This window comes from Chryseobacterium sp. GQ58, from assembly GCF_059758895.1.
The window spans coordinates 60,071-77,930 of record NZ_JCAXEH010000007.1 but is presented as its reverse complement, the minus strand read 5'-3'; the positions used below and the strand labels follow the sequence as shown (position 1 = coordinate 77,930).

The 17,860-nt window shown below is 34.7% G+C and carries 14 protein-coding genes, 1 tRNA gene and 1 riboswitch; of the genes, 14 read left to right on the top strand and 1 reads right to left on the bottom strand.

Features of this window, described 5'->3' with window-relative positions; translation table 11 throughout:
- The first annotated feature begins 12 nt into the window (after positions 1–12).
- The 10 genes from AC6CHK_RS14915 to AC6CHK_RS14870 all read left to right on the top strand — a co-directional run bounded on the left by AC6CHK_RS14915 (position 13) and on the right by AC6CHK_RS14870 (position 10,109).
- The gene (locus AC6CHK_RS14915) at positions 13–522 is read left to right on the top strand and encodes an RDD family protein (RefSeq protein WP_498097440.1); all 510 of its coding nucleotides are present in this window, start codon (positions 13–15) and stop codon (positions 520–522) included.
- A gap of 49 nt (positions 523–571) precedes the next feature.
- Positions 572–645, top strand: a tRNA-Cys gene (locus AC6CHK_RS14910).
- 177 nt (positions 646–822) lie between these two features.
- Positions 823–1,356 carry a glycine zipper domain-containing protein gene (locus AC6CHK_RS14905; RefSeq protein WP_498097438.1) on the top strand — a complete coding sequence of 178 codons (534 nt, stop codon included), beginning with the start codon at positions 823–825 and terminating at the stop codon, positions 1,354–1,356.
- Between the two features lie 55 nt (positions 1,357–1,411).
- Entirely contained in the window at positions 1,412–3,049 is a 1,638-nt protein-coding gene (locus tag AC6CHK_RS14900) for an LIC_10190 family membrane protein (RefSeq protein WP_498097436.1), read from the top strand.
- Positions 3,050–3,098: 49 nt separating this feature from the next.
- Positions 3,099–4,169, top strand: coding sequence for a chorismate synthase (gene aroC, locus AC6CHK_RS14895; RefSeq protein WP_498097434.1), 1,071 nt, complete (start codon positions 3,099–3,101; stop codon positions 4,167–4,169).
- A gap of 15 nt (positions 4,170–4,184) precedes the next feature.
- Positions 4,185–4,748: a thioredoxin family protein gene (locus AC6CHK_RS14890; RefSeq protein WP_498097514.1), complete on the top strand. Its 564-nt coding sequence runs from the start codon at positions 4,185–4,187 to the stop codon at positions 4,746–4,748.
- Positions 4,745–5,284 carry a TlpA family protein disulfide reductase gene (locus AC6CHK_RS14885; RefSeq protein ID WP_498097432.1) on the top strand — a complete coding sequence of 180 codons (540 nt, stop codon included), beginning with the start codon at positions 4,745–4,747 and terminating at the stop codon, positions 5,282–5,284. The genes AC6CHK_RS14890 and AC6CHK_RS14885 overlap by 4 nt, the downstream gene beginning before the upstream one ends.
- Before the next feature lie 77 nt (positions 5,285–5,361).
- Positions 5,362–5,709 carry a YkvA family protein gene (locus AC6CHK_RS14880; RefSeq protein ID WP_498097430.1) on the top strand — a complete coding sequence of 116 codons (348 nt, stop codon included), beginning with the start codon at positions 5,362–5,364 and terminating at the stop codon, positions 5,707–5,709.
- Between the two features lie 150 nt (positions 5,710–5,859).
- Entirely contained in the window at positions 5,860–7,227 is a 1,368-nt protein-coding gene (gene pyrF, locus AC6CHK_RS14875; RefSeq protein ID WP_498097428.1) for an orotidine-5'-phosphate decarboxylase, read from the top strand.
- 62 nt (positions 7,228–7,289) lie between these two features.
- A complete protein-coding gene (locus tag AC6CHK_RS14870) occupies positions 7,290–10,109 on the top strand; it encodes a gluzincin family metallopeptidase (RefSeq protein ID WP_498097426.1) in 2,820 nt (939 codons plus the stop codon).
- Between the two features lie 54 nt (positions 10,110–10,163).
- Here AC6CHK_RS14870 and AC6CHK_RS14865 read toward each other — a convergent pair whose 3' ends face one another.
- The gene (locus AC6CHK_RS14865) at positions 10,164–11,018 is read right to left on the bottom strand and encodes a lamin tail domain-containing protein (protein ID WP_498097424.1); all 855 of its coding nucleotides are present in this window, start codon (positions 11,016–11,018) and stop codon (positions 10,164–10,166) included.
- A 481-nt stretch (positions 11,019–11,499) separates the two neighbouring features.
- Here AC6CHK_RS14865 and AC6CHK_RS14860 point away from each other — a divergent pair, with 481 nt between their 5' ends.
- From AC6CHK_RS14860 to AC6CHK_RS14845, 4 genes are all read left to right on the top strand, one after another.
- The gene (locus AC6CHK_RS14860; protein ID WP_498097422.1) at positions 11,500–14,697 is read left to right on the top strand and encodes a DUF8818 domain-containing protein; all 3,198 of its coding nucleotides are present in this window, start codon (positions 11,500–11,502) and stop codon (positions 14,695–14,697) included.
- A gap of 604 nt (positions 14,698–15,301) precedes the next feature.
- Positions 15,302–15,390, top strand: a riboswitch (TPP riboswitch).
- Positions 15,391–15,458: 68 nt separating this feature from the next.
- Positions 15,459–16,181, top strand: a complete 723-nt coding sequence (locus AC6CHK_RS14855) for a class I SAM-dependent methyltransferase (protein WP_491142098.1) — start codon at positions 15,459–15,461, stop codon at positions 16,179–16,181.
- Positions 16,178–17,227 (top strand): AIR synthase family protein, encoded by a 1,050-nt coding sequence (locus AC6CHK_RS14850; protein WP_498097420.1) that lies wholly within the window; start codon positions 16,178–16,180, stop codon positions 17,225–17,227. Before AC6CHK_RS14855 ends, AC6CHK_RS14850 begins: the two co-directional genes overlap by 4 nt.
- Positions 17,227–17,856, top strand: a complete 630-nt coding sequence (locus AC6CHK_RS14845) for a thiamine phosphate synthase (RefSeq protein WP_498097418.1) — start codon at positions 17,227–17,229, stop codon at positions 17,854–17,856. The genes AC6CHK_RS14850 and AC6CHK_RS14845 overlap by 1 nt, the downstream gene beginning before the upstream one ends.
- The last annotated feature ends 4 nt before the right edge of the window (positions 17,857–17,860 follow it).

Sequence of the window (17,860 nt, the reverse complement as noted above, 5' to 3'; positions counted from 1 at the left end):
AAACAACAAACCATGAAAAAACATTTAAGAATTGTAGAAGATCACAGAGCTTCTAAATGGGCAAGATTTGCCAATTTTATTATTGACAGAATTGTGGTTTACCTTCTGTTTTTCACTTTCGGTGCTGTTTCGGTATTGCTATTTGAAGTATTGAATATTGAATTCTTTGTAAATATAACCGATCAACTTGCGACATTGACCAAACTTGAGGATATTCTTATCTCATCATCCGTTTATATTCTCTATATTTTTTTAATGGAATATTTTGCAAAAGGCAAAACCGTCGGGAAATATATTACCGGAACTAAAGTAATAAGTATTGACGGTACAGAACCGACAATTCAGGATTATTTTATTCGTACAATTTCCAGATTGGTTCCGTTTGACGGACTCTCGTTTTTTGGTGAAAACGGATGGCACGACAGCTGGAGCAACACGCGCGTTATCGATACGAAAAAATACAATGCCCGGTTAAATCTAAAGAGCGAAATTGAATCTCTCGGAAATAAAGAAATAGCCTAAAATATTTGTTTGAATAATAAATTTCTCTATATTTGCACCACTAAAAAATGGTACTTTGGCCGAGTGGCTAGGCAGTGGTCTGCAACACCATCTACAGCGGTTCGAATCCGCTAGGTACCTCCAAAAAATCTTCAGTCTTTTGATTGAAGATTTTTTTATTAACAAAATAATGATGTCTGCAAACTGCTTATGGCAAGTGGATACGAAATTTTAACATTTTATTAACTTAAGCTTGGCCTCATAATTGGACATACCACAACATAATGTTGAAAAAAATTATAAAAATTTAAAATTCGAGTTATGAAAAATATAGTTTTAGCAGGTTTTTTATCAGTCATTACGTTGACGGCCTGTAAGAAGGATGACCAAGTTGCTGAAAAATCTTTGGAACAGCAAAAAATGGAGTTTCAAGCAAGACAGTTGGAAATAGAGAAGCAAAAATTGGCTATTGAAAAAGAGAGATTTGCTTATGAAGCCCAAAAAAGAGAAGATAGCATTGCTGAAGTTCAAAAAGCAAAAACAGCTGCTGCTGCTGCTCCTCAAGTGATTAGAGAAACAAAAACAATATATAGAGATCGTCCTGCAAGTTCAAGTAACGGAAATTATGCAGATAACGGAAGCACAGCTTCACAAGGAACGACTCAAAAAAAAGGAATCAGTGAGGCCGCAAAAGGTACCGCAATTGGTGTCGTGAGTGGCGCGGCTTTAGGTGCTATCGTAAATAAGAAAAACCGTGGCGCAGGTGCCGTGATTGGCGGTGTAGTCGGAGGTGCAACGGGTTATACCTTAGGTAGAGCGCAGGATAGAAAAAGCGGTAGAGTTCAGCCAAAATAATTAAATATTTTCAAAAATAATATTAAGATTGCTTATTTTTAGGCAATCTTTTTTTATGCTTTTAATTTTACTTTCCGCGATTCTGATTATCCCTACTCTTTCAGGTTTGGGAAAACTTTTTGAAAATATTTTCAAGACTCAAATTTGCGGTGGGATTTCAGGGAAAATTTTGATCGGAATCTTCAGCACCAGCCTGATCTGGACAATTATTGCATTTTTTGTTCCGTTGAATACATATGTAGAAATCCCGACAGTTTTGCTGGGTCTTTCTTATTTTTTTAAAGAAAAACTTTACCAAGAATTTTATAAATTTTCAAAAAAAAATAACTTGTTAATTGCCGCCGGATCGATTATTATTCTATTTTGCGGTTCCTTTTATCCGTATATTTTAGATCATTTCGGCTATTATTTACCAACTCTGCAATGGCTAAAAGAATATGGCCTTGTGAAGGGAATTTCAAATCTCGATCCTCTTCTTGGTCAAACGTCGGTCTGGCATATTTTTCAGGCTGGGTTTTCAAGTTTTTCAGATCCGTTTTTAAGGATAAATTCCATCTTATTAATTATTTATTTACTTTATATTGTTGAGAAAAAAACCTGGATTCAACTGTGTTTCATTCCTGTTTTATTGTTGTTTTCGCAGTCTCCAAGCCCGGATTTGCCTCTAATTATTTTTTCTCTGACTATATTAAATGAAATTCTCTCCGGAAACAGAACTGCATCCATACTTTTCGCTTTTTCAGTTTTTGTTTTTTCTATAAAACCAACAATGATTTGGGTTCCTTTTTTATGTTTTCTGTATTCTCTTTTTATTGTAAAATCAAGTTTAAAAACATTAATTCCGGGAATTCTCATTCTTTTTTTATTCTTTATTAAAAATATGTGGACTTTCGGATATCCTGTTTTTCCTGTTTCAGTTTTTGATTTCGGTTTTAGTTGGAAACCAAATGCCGAACTTTTAAAAACATCATCCGAATTCGCTGTTCAAAAAACTTTTGACAATCAATATTCTTATGCGGAAATCCAAAAATTTTCATGGTTTGATTACGTTAAAAACTGGCTTTTTCTTGACGGAATAAAATCGCTTATCAATATTTTTTTCATTATAAGTTTAATGATTTTTATAATTTTTACTTTTATTAAAAAAAACAAAATCATTACTTTTATCTGTATTTCATTGATTGTAAAAAGTATTTTGGTTTTATCATTTTCGGCACAATACCGTTTCTTTATTGATGTCTTTTTTGTGGTAATTTTCGTGATGTTTTTTGAATTTTTCACAAAGAGAAAATCCATTTTAGCATATTCATTTTTAACGGTGATTTTCGTTGGTTTTATTACATTTCCCACTTTCGTTAAAAAATATATTCCAAGCTACAGAATGTCTTCTTTTATGGGCCCGTTTGAAAAAAAACAATTGTACAAGCCTTCTTTGTACGAGTTTAATAAATTTGATTCTTTTGAAATCGGCAACCTGAAATTCAATGTTTCCGAAAGATATCCTTTCAATTTTGACACGCCGCTTCCTGCAATTTCTAAAGATTTTATTTTCGATTATCAAAAGGCCGGAATTTTTCCCCAGCTTATCAACAAAAATGACATGCGAAAGGGTTTTATTTCTAAAAAATTGACTGAAACGGAAAAAAAACAACTTGAAAATATAGTCACCAAAATCAAAAACTCTTATAAATAGCATTCCTTAAAGACTTTATTATCTGAATAAAAAACGGTAATTTTGTACTATGTTCAATACTTTAGGTAATCTTCTCAGCCTTACGACTTTTGGTGAAAGTCACGGTTTGGCTTATGGAGGAATAATCAATAATTTTCCGGCCGGTCTGGAAATCGATTTAGAGAAAATCCAATACGAGCTGGATCGCAGAAAACCCGGCCAGTCAGCAATCGTTACGCAAAGAAAAGAAAGCGATACCGTAAAATTTCTTTCAGGAATTTTTGATGGGAAATCAACGGGAACTCCAATTGGTTTTATCATCGAAAATGAAAATCAGAAATCAAAAGATTACGATCACATCGCCCATTCTTATCGTCCGAGCCATGCAGATTTTACTTACGATCAAAAATTTGGAATCAGAGATTATCGTGGCGGCGGAAAATCGTCAGCCAGAGAAACGATCAATTGGGTTGTTGCAGGCGCGCTTGCAAAACAGCTTTTATCTGACATCGAAATCAATGCTTATGTTTCTTCTGTAGGCGAAATTTTCTGTGAAAAACCTTATCAGGATTTAGATTTTTCTAAAATTGAAAGCAATGAAGTTCGTTGTCCGGATGCCGAAACAGCGGAAAAAATGATTTCAAAGATTAAAGAAATCAAAAAAGAAGGAAATACCATTGGCGGAACAATCACTTGTGTCATCAAAAACGTTCCTGTCGGAATTGGCGAACCTGTTTTTTCTAAACTTCAGGCTGAATTGGCAAAAGCAATGCTGAATATCAATGCCTGCAAAGGATTTGAATACGGAAGCGGATTTTGCGGTGCAAAAATGACCGGAAGCGAGCATAATGATTTATTTAATGAAGATTTTTCTACAAAATCAAACCTTTCCGGAGGAATTCAGGGTGGAATTTCAAACGGAATGGATATTTATTTCCGCGTAGCTTTCAAGCCTGTAGCGACAATTTTAAGACCTCAGGAAAGTATAGATAAAGAAGGAAATCCCGTAATTGTGGAAGGCAAAGGAAGACACGATCCTTGTGTGCTTCCCCGAGCAGTGCCCGTTGTTGAAAGCTTGGCTGCATTTGTGTTGGCCGATTTATTTTTGATCAACAAAACAAGAAATATTAATAATTTTTAGAAAAGATTTTTAATGATGAAAAATTACTGGGATAAAGCGGAAAATTTTGAAGAATATATTCAAAACGGAAAAGAAAGACTTGAAAATCCTGTGAATCAGCAAGATATAGATTACAAGCAGTATTTCCAATTAGGACTTCAAAGAATTGACAGAACTTTAAAAAAGTACAGCCCGGATGAGGAACAACTAAACGAATTAAAGTTAAAAAATTTTGACGGGAAAATTTTGATTATTTCCGAAACATGGTGTGGCGACGCAAGTGCAACGGTTCCTGCATTGGTAAAGTTTTTTGAGGGAAACAACGATGTCAGAATATTTTTGAGAGACAGCGATAAAAGCCTGATCAATCAGTTTTTAAGCGACGGAACAGAATCGATCCCGAAAGTTATTATTTTGGATAAAGATTTTAATGTAAAAAATTCTTGGGGACCACGCCCGAAATACGGAAAAGAATTATTATTAAAGTATAAATCCGACCCGGAAAACTACACAAAAGATGAATTTTACAACGACTTACAATTGTATTATGCTAAAAACAGAGGCAAAGATGCCATTCTGGAAATATTAGAATTATTATGAAGAAAAATATAATTTATCTTGTATTAATCGCAATCATTGGTGTAATTGCTTTTGTACCGGGAGTAAAAGATTCTTTAAGAGATATGTTTTTCCCGATTGCGACGATCGAAAATGCGGTGCATGTAAATGATGAAGATTATGATGTAGATTTACAGGGAATCAACGTGCCAAGCACCAATCTGAAAAATTTTAAAGGCAGACCTGTTTTCCTTAATTTTTGGGGAACTTGGTGCCCGCCGTGCATAAAAGAATGGCCTACAATTCAAAAATTGTATGATACGAGAAAAGAAAATGTAGATTTTGTCTTGATTGCCATGAAAGATGAAGAAGCGACGGTAAGAAAATTCCTGAAAGAGAATAATTACACCGTTCCTGTTTACATTGCACAAAGCCCGATTTCCGAAAAAATACTTCCAAAAGCGTTTCCTACAACTTTTCTTTTGGATCAAAACGGAAGAATATTGATTAAAGAAGACGCTTACAGAGATTGGAATACAGAATCTGTTCATCAGTTTATTGATAACATCATTAAATAACTTTAACTATTTTTATAATTACTTGGTACAGAATTTGCGAAACTTAAAGAGTTAAGTTATTTAAAATCAAACACAAAATGAAATATTCAAAACTCAATTTAGCTAAGCAGGCAATAGCTCATAAAGGCTTCGTAAAAAAAATACCCGACATTTTCAGAATGGTCAATATGTGGCGAAAAGGTCTTTATCAGACACGGTCAATTGACATTATTATACCATTATTAGGTTTGTTGTATGTAATTTCTCCAATAGATTTACTGCCGGAAATTGCGGTTCCTGTGCTTGGAGTTTTAGATGATTTGGCGGTTTTATCACTTGCAATTCCTAAACTCATTAGAGAAGTTGATAAATTCTTACTTTGGGAAGCACAACAGAAATACAGCGCAGAAAACAATAAAGTGATTGACGCACAAATCATTAAATAATTAAATAAAAATATTTTTAAAACTATTCCAAAGCCTGGAATAGTTTTTTTGTTAATGAATTGTTGATTTTAAGTTTTGAACAACGTTTCTTTCTTCACATTTCCCAGTTCCCTTTCAAATCATTAAATTTGCAACATCTAATAATAAACAATGGAAAGTAAAAAAGAATTCTTTTTGGAGTGCTACAAGCTGGGCATCATCAAATTTGGAAGATTTACCTTAAAAAGCGGGATTGAAAGCCCTTTTTATGTAGACTTAAGACCTTTGGCTTCAGATCCTAAAATTTTAAAAAATCTGGCTAATTATTTACTGGAAATGCTTCCTTTGGATAATTTTGATCTGATCTGCGGAGTTCCTTACGCTGCGCTTCCGATGGCTACAGCAATGTCTCTGGAAAGCTACATTCCATTAATTATTAAAAGAAAAGAAGCCAAAGAATACGGAACTAAAAAAATGATCGAAGGTATTTACCAAAAAGGGCAAAACTGTCTTTTGGTAGAAGATGTGATCACTTCCGGAAAATCTTTGGTGGAAACCATTGCCGAAGTTGAGCAGGAAGACCTGAAAGTAGCCGATATTGTTGTTGTTTTAGATAGAGAACAAGGCGGGAAGCAACTTTTGGAGAGCAAAGGATATCGAGTTCATACTCTTTTCAATATTTCAGAGGTTTGTACAATTCTTCAGGAAGAAGGTGAACTTTCTGATGACGAAGTGAAAAGAATTCAGGATTTTCTTTTAGGACATCATATTCAGTTTGAAGAGAAAACAAGACTTTCTTATCAGCAGAAATTTGAGCATGCACAGCATTCTGTCTCAAAAAAATTATTAGAAACTGCTTTGGCAAAAGAATCCAATCTTATTGCTTCGGCCGACGTTACAACAACTCAGGAATTGTTGGATTTAGCAGAAAAAGTGGGACCGCATATTATTGCATTAAAAACCCACATTGATATTATTTCTGATTTCGATTACGAAAAAACAATTGTTCCGTTAAAAGCTTTGGCTGTAAAACATAGGTTTTTATTAATGGAAGACAGAAAGTTTGCCGACATCGGAAACACACAGGAATTACAGTTTACAAGTGGTGTTTTCAAGATTACAGCTTGGGCAGATTTTGTAACTTCACAGGTGATTGGTGGCTTTGAATCTTTAGACTGCTTCAAAAATGTAGGTGTCGTTGCAATTATCGGAATGTCTTCAAAAGGCACTTTAACAACAAATAATTACAGAGAAGAAGCATTAAAAATTGCACTTTCTCATCCGAATGTGATTGGTGGTGTTTCTCAAAACCAGCTTCCGAAAGAGATTTTGCTGTTCACACCGGGCGTCAATCTTGCAGATTCAGGTGACGGAAAGGGTCAGCAATACAATACTCCGGAGCATGTTTTCAAGATGCTTCATACAGATTTTATTATTGTAGGAAGAGGAATTTACAAATCTGAAAATCCTGAACAAGCCGCCGCACTTTATAAAAACGAAGGCTGGAATGCATATCTGAACAGCTTAGAAAAAAAATAGATTCTCAAGTTAAAATCATCCGAAATTCATTCAAAATAAGTTATATTTGGTGCTTTATCATTGTGTTGAAAAAGTTTAGTATTGTTCTTATTTTGTTTTGGGGAGTTGTACAGGTTTCTGCACAAAAAGACAGCATTTATATTGCCGCCAAATTATCTCCGGACAAAAAAATACTGGAAATCAATCAGCAGATTGTTTATTATAATCACTCTGAAAAACCTTTAGACAGCATAAAGCTACTCAATTGGGTTGCCTCATACAATAAAAGAGGAACTTCGCTGGTTTACAGAAAACTGGAGGATCGAAACAACAGCCTTCACTTTGCAAAGCCTCATGAGCTGGGTAAAGTTTTAGATCTAAAAATTAACAGCGCAGAGAATCAGCTTTCTGTCAGTAATTTATCGGAAGAAAATCTATTTTTAGCTTTACACCAATCATTAAAGGCTGGGGAAGGCATAAAATTACAATTACAATATCAGATTCAGCTTCCTGATAAAAAGTTTACCGGTTACGGAACTTCTGAGAATAATATCGCTTTAAAATATTTCTTTATTGTTCCGGATCATTTTGATCCGGACAATATTTCCAAAAGAAGCTACAACGATATTGAAGAATCGGTTAATTTTAACACACATTGGACTGTTAATTTTAATATTCCAAACAACTATTTTATCGAAAGCAATCTTCTGCAAACAGAAAACAATTCTTTTAACGGATATTTGGATTCAGATCCCGAGTTTGTTATTTCACAAGATCAGTTTCCGGTCGTAAAAGTAGATACCGAAGACATAAGAACTGAAATAAAATTCGGATATAATATCAACGCAAAGGAAATTCAGAACCTCGAATTTTTTCTTCCGCTTCATTTGAAATTTTTAAAGGAAAAGCTGGGTTTTGTGCCCGAAAAATTATTTATTTCAGATAAATTCAGAGCAAAGGAAGATTTCTTCGGAAGCAACGACATCAGTTTCTGGAAATTCAGATTTAAATTATTCACAGATGCAGAAAAAACAGATCTTGATTACTTCGGGATCATCACAAAGAAAATTCTGGATGAAAGCATTATTACTGATAAACAGGATCATCATTGGTTTAAAAACGGTATAAAATCATATCTCGAAATTCAGTATCTCAAAAAATTCTATAGCGAAACAAAACTTTTAGGTAATCTTCCTGAAACACGTATTTTAGGCATTAAGCCTTTAAAAATATTTAATGCTTCACGAGTGAAATTGTTGGATCGCTACGGTTTGGCCTATCAATATATCGTGTCTCAGAATCTCGATCAGAAAATTGATGAGCCGTTTACTGCTTTAAGTAATTTTAACGATATGGCGATAAGCAGCTTTGAAACGGGAAGCCTTTTCAGCTTTTCTGCAGACAAAATGGGGGAAGAAAGTTTTAACGACTTATTAAAAAAATATATTTCCGAAAACAGAGATCAGCAGATAAATCCTGAAGATTTTTTGAAACAGCTTGCAGAAAAAGAAGCATCAACAGAATATCTGACAGACTTTTTGAAACATAAAAACAGAGTCAATTTAAAGCTTAAAAAATTTAAAGCAAAAGATGATTCTCTTCACATTAAAATTACAAAAAATACAGACGAAGCAATTCCTGTAAAGCTCGAAACACAGACAAAGGAAGGCGAAACAAAATCATATTGGATAGAAACAGAAGAAAATCAGAGGCTAAAAACAGTTGATCTTCCTTCGGAAAATATTTATAAGATCACATTAAATGATGATTATGTTTTCCCTGAAGCCAATTATCGGGACAATTTTCTGTACACAAAAGGAATTTTTTCAAATGCGAGAAAAATTAAATTTAAGCTGATAAAAGATATTCCAAATCCTGAGTTTAATGAAATTTATCTGAACCCGAGAATTCGTTTTACCAATACTTATGATAAGTTTTTGATCGGAATGAATTTTAAAAATCAATCACTTTTTGATCAGAAGTTTTTATATTCCATCACGCCGTCATACAGTACAGGAACAGGGAAACTAACAGGTTCAGGAGCCGTATCCTACTCTTTTTTGCCTGCTGAAAGCATTATACGAAGTCTTACTTTTGGTGTTTCCGGATCTTATTTTCATTATGACTTTGATCTTGCCTATAGAAAAGGCTCATTATATTCAAATATCAATTTCCGAAAAGATCCCAGAAGTACGGTGAGCAGAGGAATCGGACTTTCTTATAATTATTTTGAAAGAGATCTGAACGAGAAAATGATCGCCAACCGCGATTATGGAAAATATAATGTCTGGACGCTCGGCTACGGATATTCGGACAACCAGATGATTCACGAGAAAAGCTTCAGCATAAGCACGCAGGGAATGGAAGATTTTAATAAAATCACTGCCGAAGCTTTCTACAGATGGGAATTTGCACCGAAACAGAAATTAAGTCTTCGTTTATTTGGCGGATATTTTGCAAGAAATGAAACCAGAAACAATACTTTTGATTACGGAATTTCGCGAGTTTCAGACTATTCATTTTCCTACAATCTTCTCGGACAGAGCGCGACCGGAGGAATTCTTTCACAACAATTTGTTTTAGCTGATGGCGGTTTTAAATCTTTCATTCCGGGAACAGTTAACCAATGGATTACATCATTTAATGTAGACACCAGCGTCTGGAAAATTTTTCATGTGTATGCCGATGCGGGAATTTATAAAAATAAAAATAATCCGACACAATTTATTTGGGACAGCGGCGTAAAAGTAAGACTGATTCCTGATTTTCTTGAAATTTATTTTCCTGTACAATCTTCTTTAGGCTTTGAACCGGGCTTTAAAGATTATGGAAGACGCATCAGATATACTTTAATTTTAAATTTAAGCACAATTATTAATGCTGCAAGAAGAGGCTGGTATTAAAATAAAAAACAGCTGCAATTTACAGCTGTTGATTTTATCTACAAGAATCTCAGATCAGTCTTTCAATATTTTCTGAGAAACCGGTTGGTTATTTACTGTACCCGTAACAATATAATTGCCTTTTGGTAATTCAGAAATATCTAAAACAGAAATATCTTTTCCAGAAGTTACTTTGATAACAGTCCCAACATTGTTATATATTTTTATATTCTTCACATCAGCGTCGAAAACAATTTCATTTTCTTTCACAAACGAATTTTTAATAAAACTAAACTTGTTGGTAGATTCATAGATATCAGAAACTGCCAATGTTCCTGTTCCAGGAGATGCAACGGCAATGGTAAAATCGATTGTATTATTATTTGTATCGCCTGATATTCTGGTAATTGAAGTCAATGTTGTCGGTGAAGGAGCCGGTCCAGAACCTTCATACTGATCCGCTGAACCATATCCTACAAAATCTAAGACATTCGACGAAGTGGGACCTGTAACCTGTGTAGAATTATTGGCTAAAACAATTTTTCCAGATGTCACTGCAATACCTATTCCCACAGAAGGATTTGAAGTTCCGTTAAAATTAATAACAGTTGTTGCAATAAAGTTTGGATTGGGCAAATTTACCGTTCCGCCTCCGCCTGTAGCTTCCTGAATCAGGTAAGTCTGTCCGGGACTCAGCGTGATATTGGGCAAAGTGTGATATTGGGTGAAAGCACCAACAGCGGGTGCATATTGTATGGTAGCACCAACCAGTGACGCAGTATTTGCTCCTATATTTTTAAGTTCTATAAAATCATTTTTCAATGTTGACCCTGCATTTCCTCCTCCTCCATATATTTCGTTGATTACAATCTGAGCATTCGAAAATGCAACTATCGAAACAAATCCGACAAAAGTAAATACTTTTTTCATTTTAATATTATTTTAGGTGATTAAACCAATTAAAAACAAAAATAATACCACATTGATAAATTATAATGAATAAAAATAAATTATAATTAAATTACCTCCAAAAAATAAAAATATTATTTATCCAAAAACTGTCATTTTAATACAATCATATTTTTAAAATTAATGTTGAGTTCTGTAAAAACGTAATTTCCTTTTTGTAATTCTGTGATAATAAAATTCTTTATCTTTTACAGAATCCGTTTTTACAAATTGACCGAACATACTGTACATATCCAGTTTCACTATTTAAAATAATTGCTAAGACATTACACCAATTAGAATAGAACCAGAAGAAATTAAAGTATTTTTTCCATTTAAAACAATATTAATATTAATTTTTTGTCAGCAATACTAAAACCTCTGTCATTCACATTTTTTATCTATTTTTACCAATTATTTAAAAGACTTGCGGAATTCTATTCTGATTTTCCTGATTTTTTTCATGGGCTTATTTTCGAGTAACGCTCAGATTTTTACATGGAAAAACCCCAACATTCCCGAAGACAGTCTGAAACAAGACAGCATTCTCGCGGCAAAGCTTGAGCAGGATATTTTTGCAAAAGACACAATGGATTTTGTGAAGACCAGCAACAGAATAATTGTAGATGAAGCTGTACTTGCACGAAATGATAAAAAAAGATTTTTAGGAGAATTGAATTCTAAAGGATCGATCATTCGGGGAATCACATTTGGTAATAATCAGGGGCAATCTGTACAAAGCTCGATGGATTTGCAGATTTCCGGAAGATTATCAAAAGATGTGACGGTTTTAGCAAGTATTTCAGATCATAATTTACCAATTCAGGCAGACGGATATACCCAAACTTTGGAAGAGTTTGACAAAATCTACATGCAGCTTAATATAAAGGATAAATCTATTCTCAGAGCCGGACATCTGGATTTGATGGACGATAAAAATTATTTTGCCAAATATCAGAGACGAAGCATGGGACTTCAGTTTCAGACACAGTTTGGGAAAGAAAATAAAACCTTTGCAGACATTTCGATGGGCATTGCACGAAGCGAATTTCACAGAATACGTTTTCAGGGTGTTGAAGGTAATCAGGGGCCTTATCGATTGACCGGTAAAAATGGCGAACAGTTTATCACTTTGATTTCAGGGTCTGAACAGGTTTTTATTGACGGAATTCTGATGAAACGCGGTGAAAATCAAGATTACATTATCAACTACAATACCGGAGAAGTTACTTTTACCAGCTTCCGTCCTATTTTCCAGCAAAATTTTATCACAATTTCTTTTAATTATACCAATCGTAACTATTCCCGATATTTATTTACAGGAAACCTGCAACATCAACGTGAAAAATTCCGGGTTGGTTTAAGCTGGTTTATGGAAAATGATAATAAAAATGCTCCTTTAGCTTTAAATTTATCCAAAGAAGATGAGCAAATTTTGGCCGATGCCGGGAATAATCTCGACTTGATGTACGCCCCATCCGGCGTGGTTGCAGAATATGATGTCAATAAAATTCTGTACAGTCTTGTGCAGGATCCGAACGGAAATTATTATCAGTTTTCGACTGATCCTACACAGACATTATATCAGGTTTCGTTTACTTATTTCGGAGTTAATTTGGGTGATTATAAGCTTATACAAACCACAAATAACGGGCGGGTTTTCGAATATGTAGGACCAAATTCCGGAGATTACCGTGCGGTAAGAAAGCTTCCTTCGCCTCAAAAAGCTCAGGTTTATACGATGAACTCTGAGTATTTGCTTAAAGACGGAAAGATCGGAGCAGACATTTCATTAAGTAATTACGATATCAATTTGTTCTCTTCGAAAGATTCTGATCAGAATATCGGATATGCAGCAAGAATATTCGGAAACAAAACATTTACAATAAATACATGGAAAGGTACACCAAGTTTTGAATATCAATATATTGACAAACAATTTCATATTCTTGACCGTATCAATGATGTTGAGTTTTCAAGGGATTTTAACCTGACGCAGGAGTTCAGCGGAAGAACTCAAAACAGGTTTATTTTTAGTTTTTTAAACAAATGGAATAACAAATCTACTTTAAATTACCGCATCAATTATTTGGAAGAGCAGGACGCTTATAAAGGTGTAAAAAATGGCGTAGATTTTGGCTGGCTCAAAGGGAAATTCCTTACAAAAGGAAATTTATCTTATCTGAATACCAATTCTACACTTCAGGATACAAAGTTCATTCGTGGAGGGGCTGCGACGGAATATACAGGCCAAAAAGGAAGCTGGTCTCTTGGCGGAAGCATGGAGCATAACGAAAAAAAATACAACGAGACACAAGTAATGGATGTCACCAGTTTCAGTTGGAAAGAGCTTTTTGTGCAGAAAAAAATTGGTGACAGCACAAGAACGAAACTTTTGGCTAAAATGTATGTAAGAGACAATGACTCGGTGCGCGACAACAGGCTTCAGAATATGAACAGGATTTTAGGCTTCATGGCAGAAAGCCAGTTGATTAAAACAGAACGCACCACCTTAAACGCTTTACTTCATTACAGAAAATTCTTCTATAAAAATGATGATGTAGACATGAATCAAAATAAAGATTTTGTCGTTGGAAATATTTTATACAACCAGCAGCTTTTCAAAAACGGTATGCGCTTGCAGGCGTTTTATGAATTAGGAAACGGACAGGAAGCGCAACGGGAATTTCAATATATAAAAGTTACCGACGGGCAGGGAATTTACAAATGGACAGATTATAACGGCGACGGAATTCAGCAGATTGATGAATTTGAGATTGCCGAATATTCGGATTTGGCGCAATACATCAGGATTTACACCAATTCGGTCCGCTACATTCCTTCCAACAAAAACAAACTGCAGCTGGCATTATTTGTCAATCCGTCAATTGTTTTTAATTCTGAAAATAAATTCTTAAAACGCTGGAATTTTAATGTTTCACTCAACTCTCAGAATTCTTATTTTAAAAGAGACAAAGTTTTAGTTTTGAATCCGTTCGAAAAAAGTGAGGATCAGATTTTAAAGAATCAGAATATTTTGGCATCGGTACAGTTTAATCCTACCGAAAAGTCCGGCTGGAATGGTAATTATCGTTTTATTGCCAACGACAACCTCATCAACGCCAATTTCAGCAACGAAGAAAGGAATCAAACTTCACATTTTGTGAATATCGGATATTGGTTCAATAAAGAATTCCGTGTTGATTGGGAAAATTCTGTGCACGATTTACAAAATTCTTCGCAACTTTTCGCAACAAGAGATTACAGACTTAGTAATTTTGAGACTAAGCCAAAAGCAACTTATAAGTTTACAGATGCTATTCAGGCTGAGTTTTCTTCGGCTTACCGTGAGAAAAAAAGAGTGGATGGCGAAGAGCTTTTAAAAGCTTTCGACATTACCGGAACCATACAGTGGGAATGTAAGAAAACTTCCATCAGAGGAAACTTCTCTTTTATTAACAATGACTTTACAGGAAACAATTTCAGTATCGTAGGAAATCAGATGCTCGATGGTCTGAAACCCGGAAAAAACCAGGTTTGGAGCGTATTTGTACAACAAGCAATTAATTCTTTTTTACAGTTAAATCTTAATTATGAAGGTCGAAACTCCGGCGACCGGACGATTCATATCGGAAGCATGCAGGTAAAAGCAAGCTTTTAATGAAGATCAAACTACCCTTCTCAAAACAATAGTTAACTAAAAATATTTTTTGAATAAAACAAAACCCATTTAGTTACAAATCATCTGTTTTTAGACAAATCAGAAAGTTGTTTGGTCACAAGTCAAGTGTTTTTAAATCAAACACAAAACTGTTTGGTTACAAATCATCTGTTTCAAATAAATCAAAAAGTTGCTTGGTCGCAAATCAATTGTTTTTAAATCAAACACAAAACTATTTTGTTACAAATCATCTGTTTTCAAATAAATCAAAAAGTTGTTTTGTGACAATCGATATATTTTTAGATCAAAAAAAACTGTTTGAAATTTAAAGAAAACACAAGTAAAGACAAACATTTCGCTCCTACGGAGCTCGCTGTAATAACGTGAAAATTTATTCTACAAACATATTGCTCCGATGGAGCAAACAGATTCAGTGCAAATAAAAAAGACTGCTTATTCAAGAATAGTTATTGCTCAATATAATATTAGGTATAATAATTTAACTCAATTATTTAAAAACTCTCCAATCCTAAAACCCTCAACTCTTTCACTTTAAAAACTCTCAGACTTAAAACACCTTCAATATTTTCCTTATATTTGTTCAGTAATAAACACGGGGTGCCACAAGGCTGAGATCATACCCGATGACCTGATTTGGATAATGCCAACGTAGGGATGTCTGCTTAAAATTTCATTTTATGCTTTATTCGTTCGCATGCTTATCCATGATCTGAACTGCTGAATAAATCAATAAAAATAAAATGGAAGTAACAAAGTATTCCGGAGAACTTATCCCCCAACAAGACAAAAACTGGCAAGGAAGACCCGAATGGTTTTTCAACCGAGAACACACCGATACCTACGAATTGTGGTATGAAGGCCGATACAAACGTGCCGAAATCTGGCAGAAAAAAGTAATGGAACAGCTTGTTTCCAAAGATCAGCGAGTAAAGACGCTTTTAGAATTCGGCTGTGGCACTACCCGATTTACACGTTGGTGGAAAAACATAGGAATTGAAGCAACCGGAGGAGATATTTCGCCGTTGATGTTATCACAGGCTATTCATCTTTTTGAAGGCGATCTGGTGATGGCCGATTCACACTTTATGCCTTTTAAAGATCATACTTTTGATTCATTGGCGTTTATCACAACTTTCGAATATTACAAAGATCCTGTGAAAGTCATCAGAGAAGCAGCCCGTGTTGCCAAATACGGAATTGCGATGGGTATGATGAACAGGAATTCTCCTAAAGTAGCCCGCAGAAGAGTGCAGCAGTTGTTTGGAAAAAATCCTTTTTATGTAACGGCAACTTTTTATACTCCTAAAATGCTGACTGAAATCATTGAAAAAGCATTAGTCGGAAGAAAATATACGATTGAATGGACCTGCACAGGACTTCCGAAATGGTTCCCAGTACAACAATGGAATGTTCCGGTTGGCGATTTCTTTGGATTGTATATTCAGCTAAATGATGTGGAATGAGTGAGACTTTAGGCAAAATAAATCATTCCCAATTTGAAGATTTCCTGAAACAGCGATGCGGGAAAGAACGTGATGAAGTGCAAGTTGGTCCCGAGTTTGGCATCGATGTTTCCGTCGTTGATCTTCATGGCGGAAAAGCAATGGCTTTGACGAGTGATCCGTTGTCATTAATTCCTTCTTTGGGCTTGGAAGAATCGGCCTGGCTTTCAGTTCATGTCATGGCAAATGATATGGCGACAACGGGCTTTGCGCCGATGTACGGTCAATTTGTTTTGAATCTTCCGGCTTATTTATCTAAGAATGATTTTGAAATTTATTGGAATTATATTCATCAGTTCTGTAAAAGCATTCATGTAAGCATTACCGGCGGACATACAGGATTCATCGAAGGTCAAAATTCTACAATCGCAGGCGGCGGAACTTTTATTACCATCGCTTCGAAAGGAGATATTTTAGTCTCAAAATACGCCAAACCCGGCGACTCTATTTTAGTTACCAAAACAAGCGCACTTTCCTCTTCAGCAATTCTAGCGATGAGCTTTCCGGAAACTGTAAAAAATAAAATAGGAAAAGAAATGTATGATTCTGCCTGCGCTTCTTTCTGTGAAACCTCATCATTACAAGATGCTTTAACGGCAACTCAAATTGACAGTTCCGGAGTAACCGCGATGCATGACGTGACGGAAGGCGGAGTTTTGGGTGCGATTTACGAATTGGCTGTTGCTTCAGGAAACGGCGCAAAGATTTATAATGAAAAGCTGCCGATCGGTGAAGTTCAGTCAGCGGTTTGTAATTTATTTTCTTTAGATCCGAGATATTGTATTGGCGCCGGTTCTATGATTATTACCTGTGAAAAAGAGAAAGCTGCAGATATTATTTCACGATTAAAGACAAATAATATTCTCTGTACAGAAGTCGGACAAATCACTGAAAAGTCCGAAGGAATCAAGTTAATTGAAAATGAAAAAGCAAGCAATCTGATTTATCTCGAAGAAGATCCTTATTGGAAGGCATTTTTTAACGCTTACAAAAACGGCTGGAAATAATGATAAAACAAACCATACAACCCGGAATTTATCTGATCATTGATCCTTCGATGGATGAAGAAATCCTCTTTTCTAAATTGAGTTTAATTGTAAAAGAAAAGATATCAGCTGTTCAGATTTGGGATAATTTTAATGAAGATCAAAATATTGAGGAATTGCTTTCAAAGATCTATGAAAGAACTTCATTAAATAAAATTCCTTTGATCATCAATAACCGTTACGAATATTTAAAACAAGTTCCTTTGGCAGGAGTTCATTTCGACGAAATTCCTGACAATTTGAATAAAATTAAAGAAGGAATTAACCGTGATTTTATTTTGGGTATTACCTGCAATAATGAACTTTCAAAAATAGAATATGCCGAAAAGCATCAGTTTGATTATATTTCTTTCTGCTCAATGTTCCAGTCAAAAACCGCAAACAGTTGTGAATTGGTGAATTTCGAAACGGTTGAAAAAGCAAAAAGTATTTTTAGCGGAAAAATCTTTCTTGCCGGAGGAATCGATTTAGAGAATATTAAAAATTTAAAAGAGTTAAGTTATGACGGAATCGCCATTGTTTCAGGAATAATGAATGCTGAAAACCCTTCAGAGACAATTAAAAATTACCATCAAAAAATTAAAAAGTAAAACA

Bases quoted from the DNA above. Each gene is read 5' to 3' on its own strand.
- AC6CHK_RS14915 (WP_498097440.1), top strand. From the start codon at position 13: ATGAAAAAACATTTAAGAATTGTAGAAGATCACAGAGCTTCTAAATGG.
- AC6CHK_RS14905 (WP_498097438.1), top strand. From the start codon at position 823: ATGAAAAATATAGTTTTAGCAGGTTTTTTATCAGTCATTACGTTGACG.
- AC6CHK_RS14900 (WP_498097436.1), top strand. From the start codon at position 1,412: ATGCTTTTAATTTTACTTTCCGCGATTCTGATTATCCCTACTCTTTCA.
- aroC (WP_498097434.1), top strand. From the start codon at position 3,099: ATGTTCAATACTTTAGGTAATCTTCTCAGCCTTACGACTTTTGGTGAA.
- AC6CHK_RS14890 (WP_498097514.1), top strand. From the start codon at position 4,185: ATGAAAAATTACTGGGATAAAGCGGAAAATTTTGAAGAATATATTCAA.
- AC6CHK_RS14885 (WP_498097432.1), top strand. From the start codon at position 4,745: ATGAAGAAAAATATAATTTATCTTGTATTAATCGCAATCATTGGTGTA.
- AC6CHK_RS14880 (WP_498097430.1), top strand. From the start codon at position 5,362: ATGAAATATTCAAAACTCAATTTAGCTAAGCAGGCAATAGCTCATAAA.
- pyrF (WP_498097428.1), top strand. From the start codon at position 5,860: ATGGAAAGTAAAAAAGAATTCTTTTTGGAGTGCTACAAGCTGGGCATC.
- AC6CHK_RS14865 (WP_498097424.1), bottom strand. From the start codon at position 11,018: ATGAAAAAAGTATTTACTTTTGTCGGATTTGTTTCGATAGTTGCATTT.
- AC6CHK_RS14860 (WP_498097422.1), top strand. From the start codon at position 11,500: ATGGGCTTATTTTCGAGTAACGCTCAGATTTTTACATGGAAAAACCCC.
- AC6CHK_RS14855 (WP_491142098.1), top strand. From the start codon at position 15,459: ATGGAAGTAACAAAGTATTCCGGAGAACTTATCCCCCAACAAGACAAA.
- AC6CHK_RS14850 (WP_498097420.1), top strand. From the start codon at position 16,178: ATGAGTGAGACTTTAGGCAAAATAAATCATTCCCAATTTGAAGATTTC.
- AC6CHK_RS14845 (WP_498097418.1), top strand. From the start codon at position 17,227: ATGATAAAACAAACCATACAACCCGGAATTTATCTGATCATTGATCCT.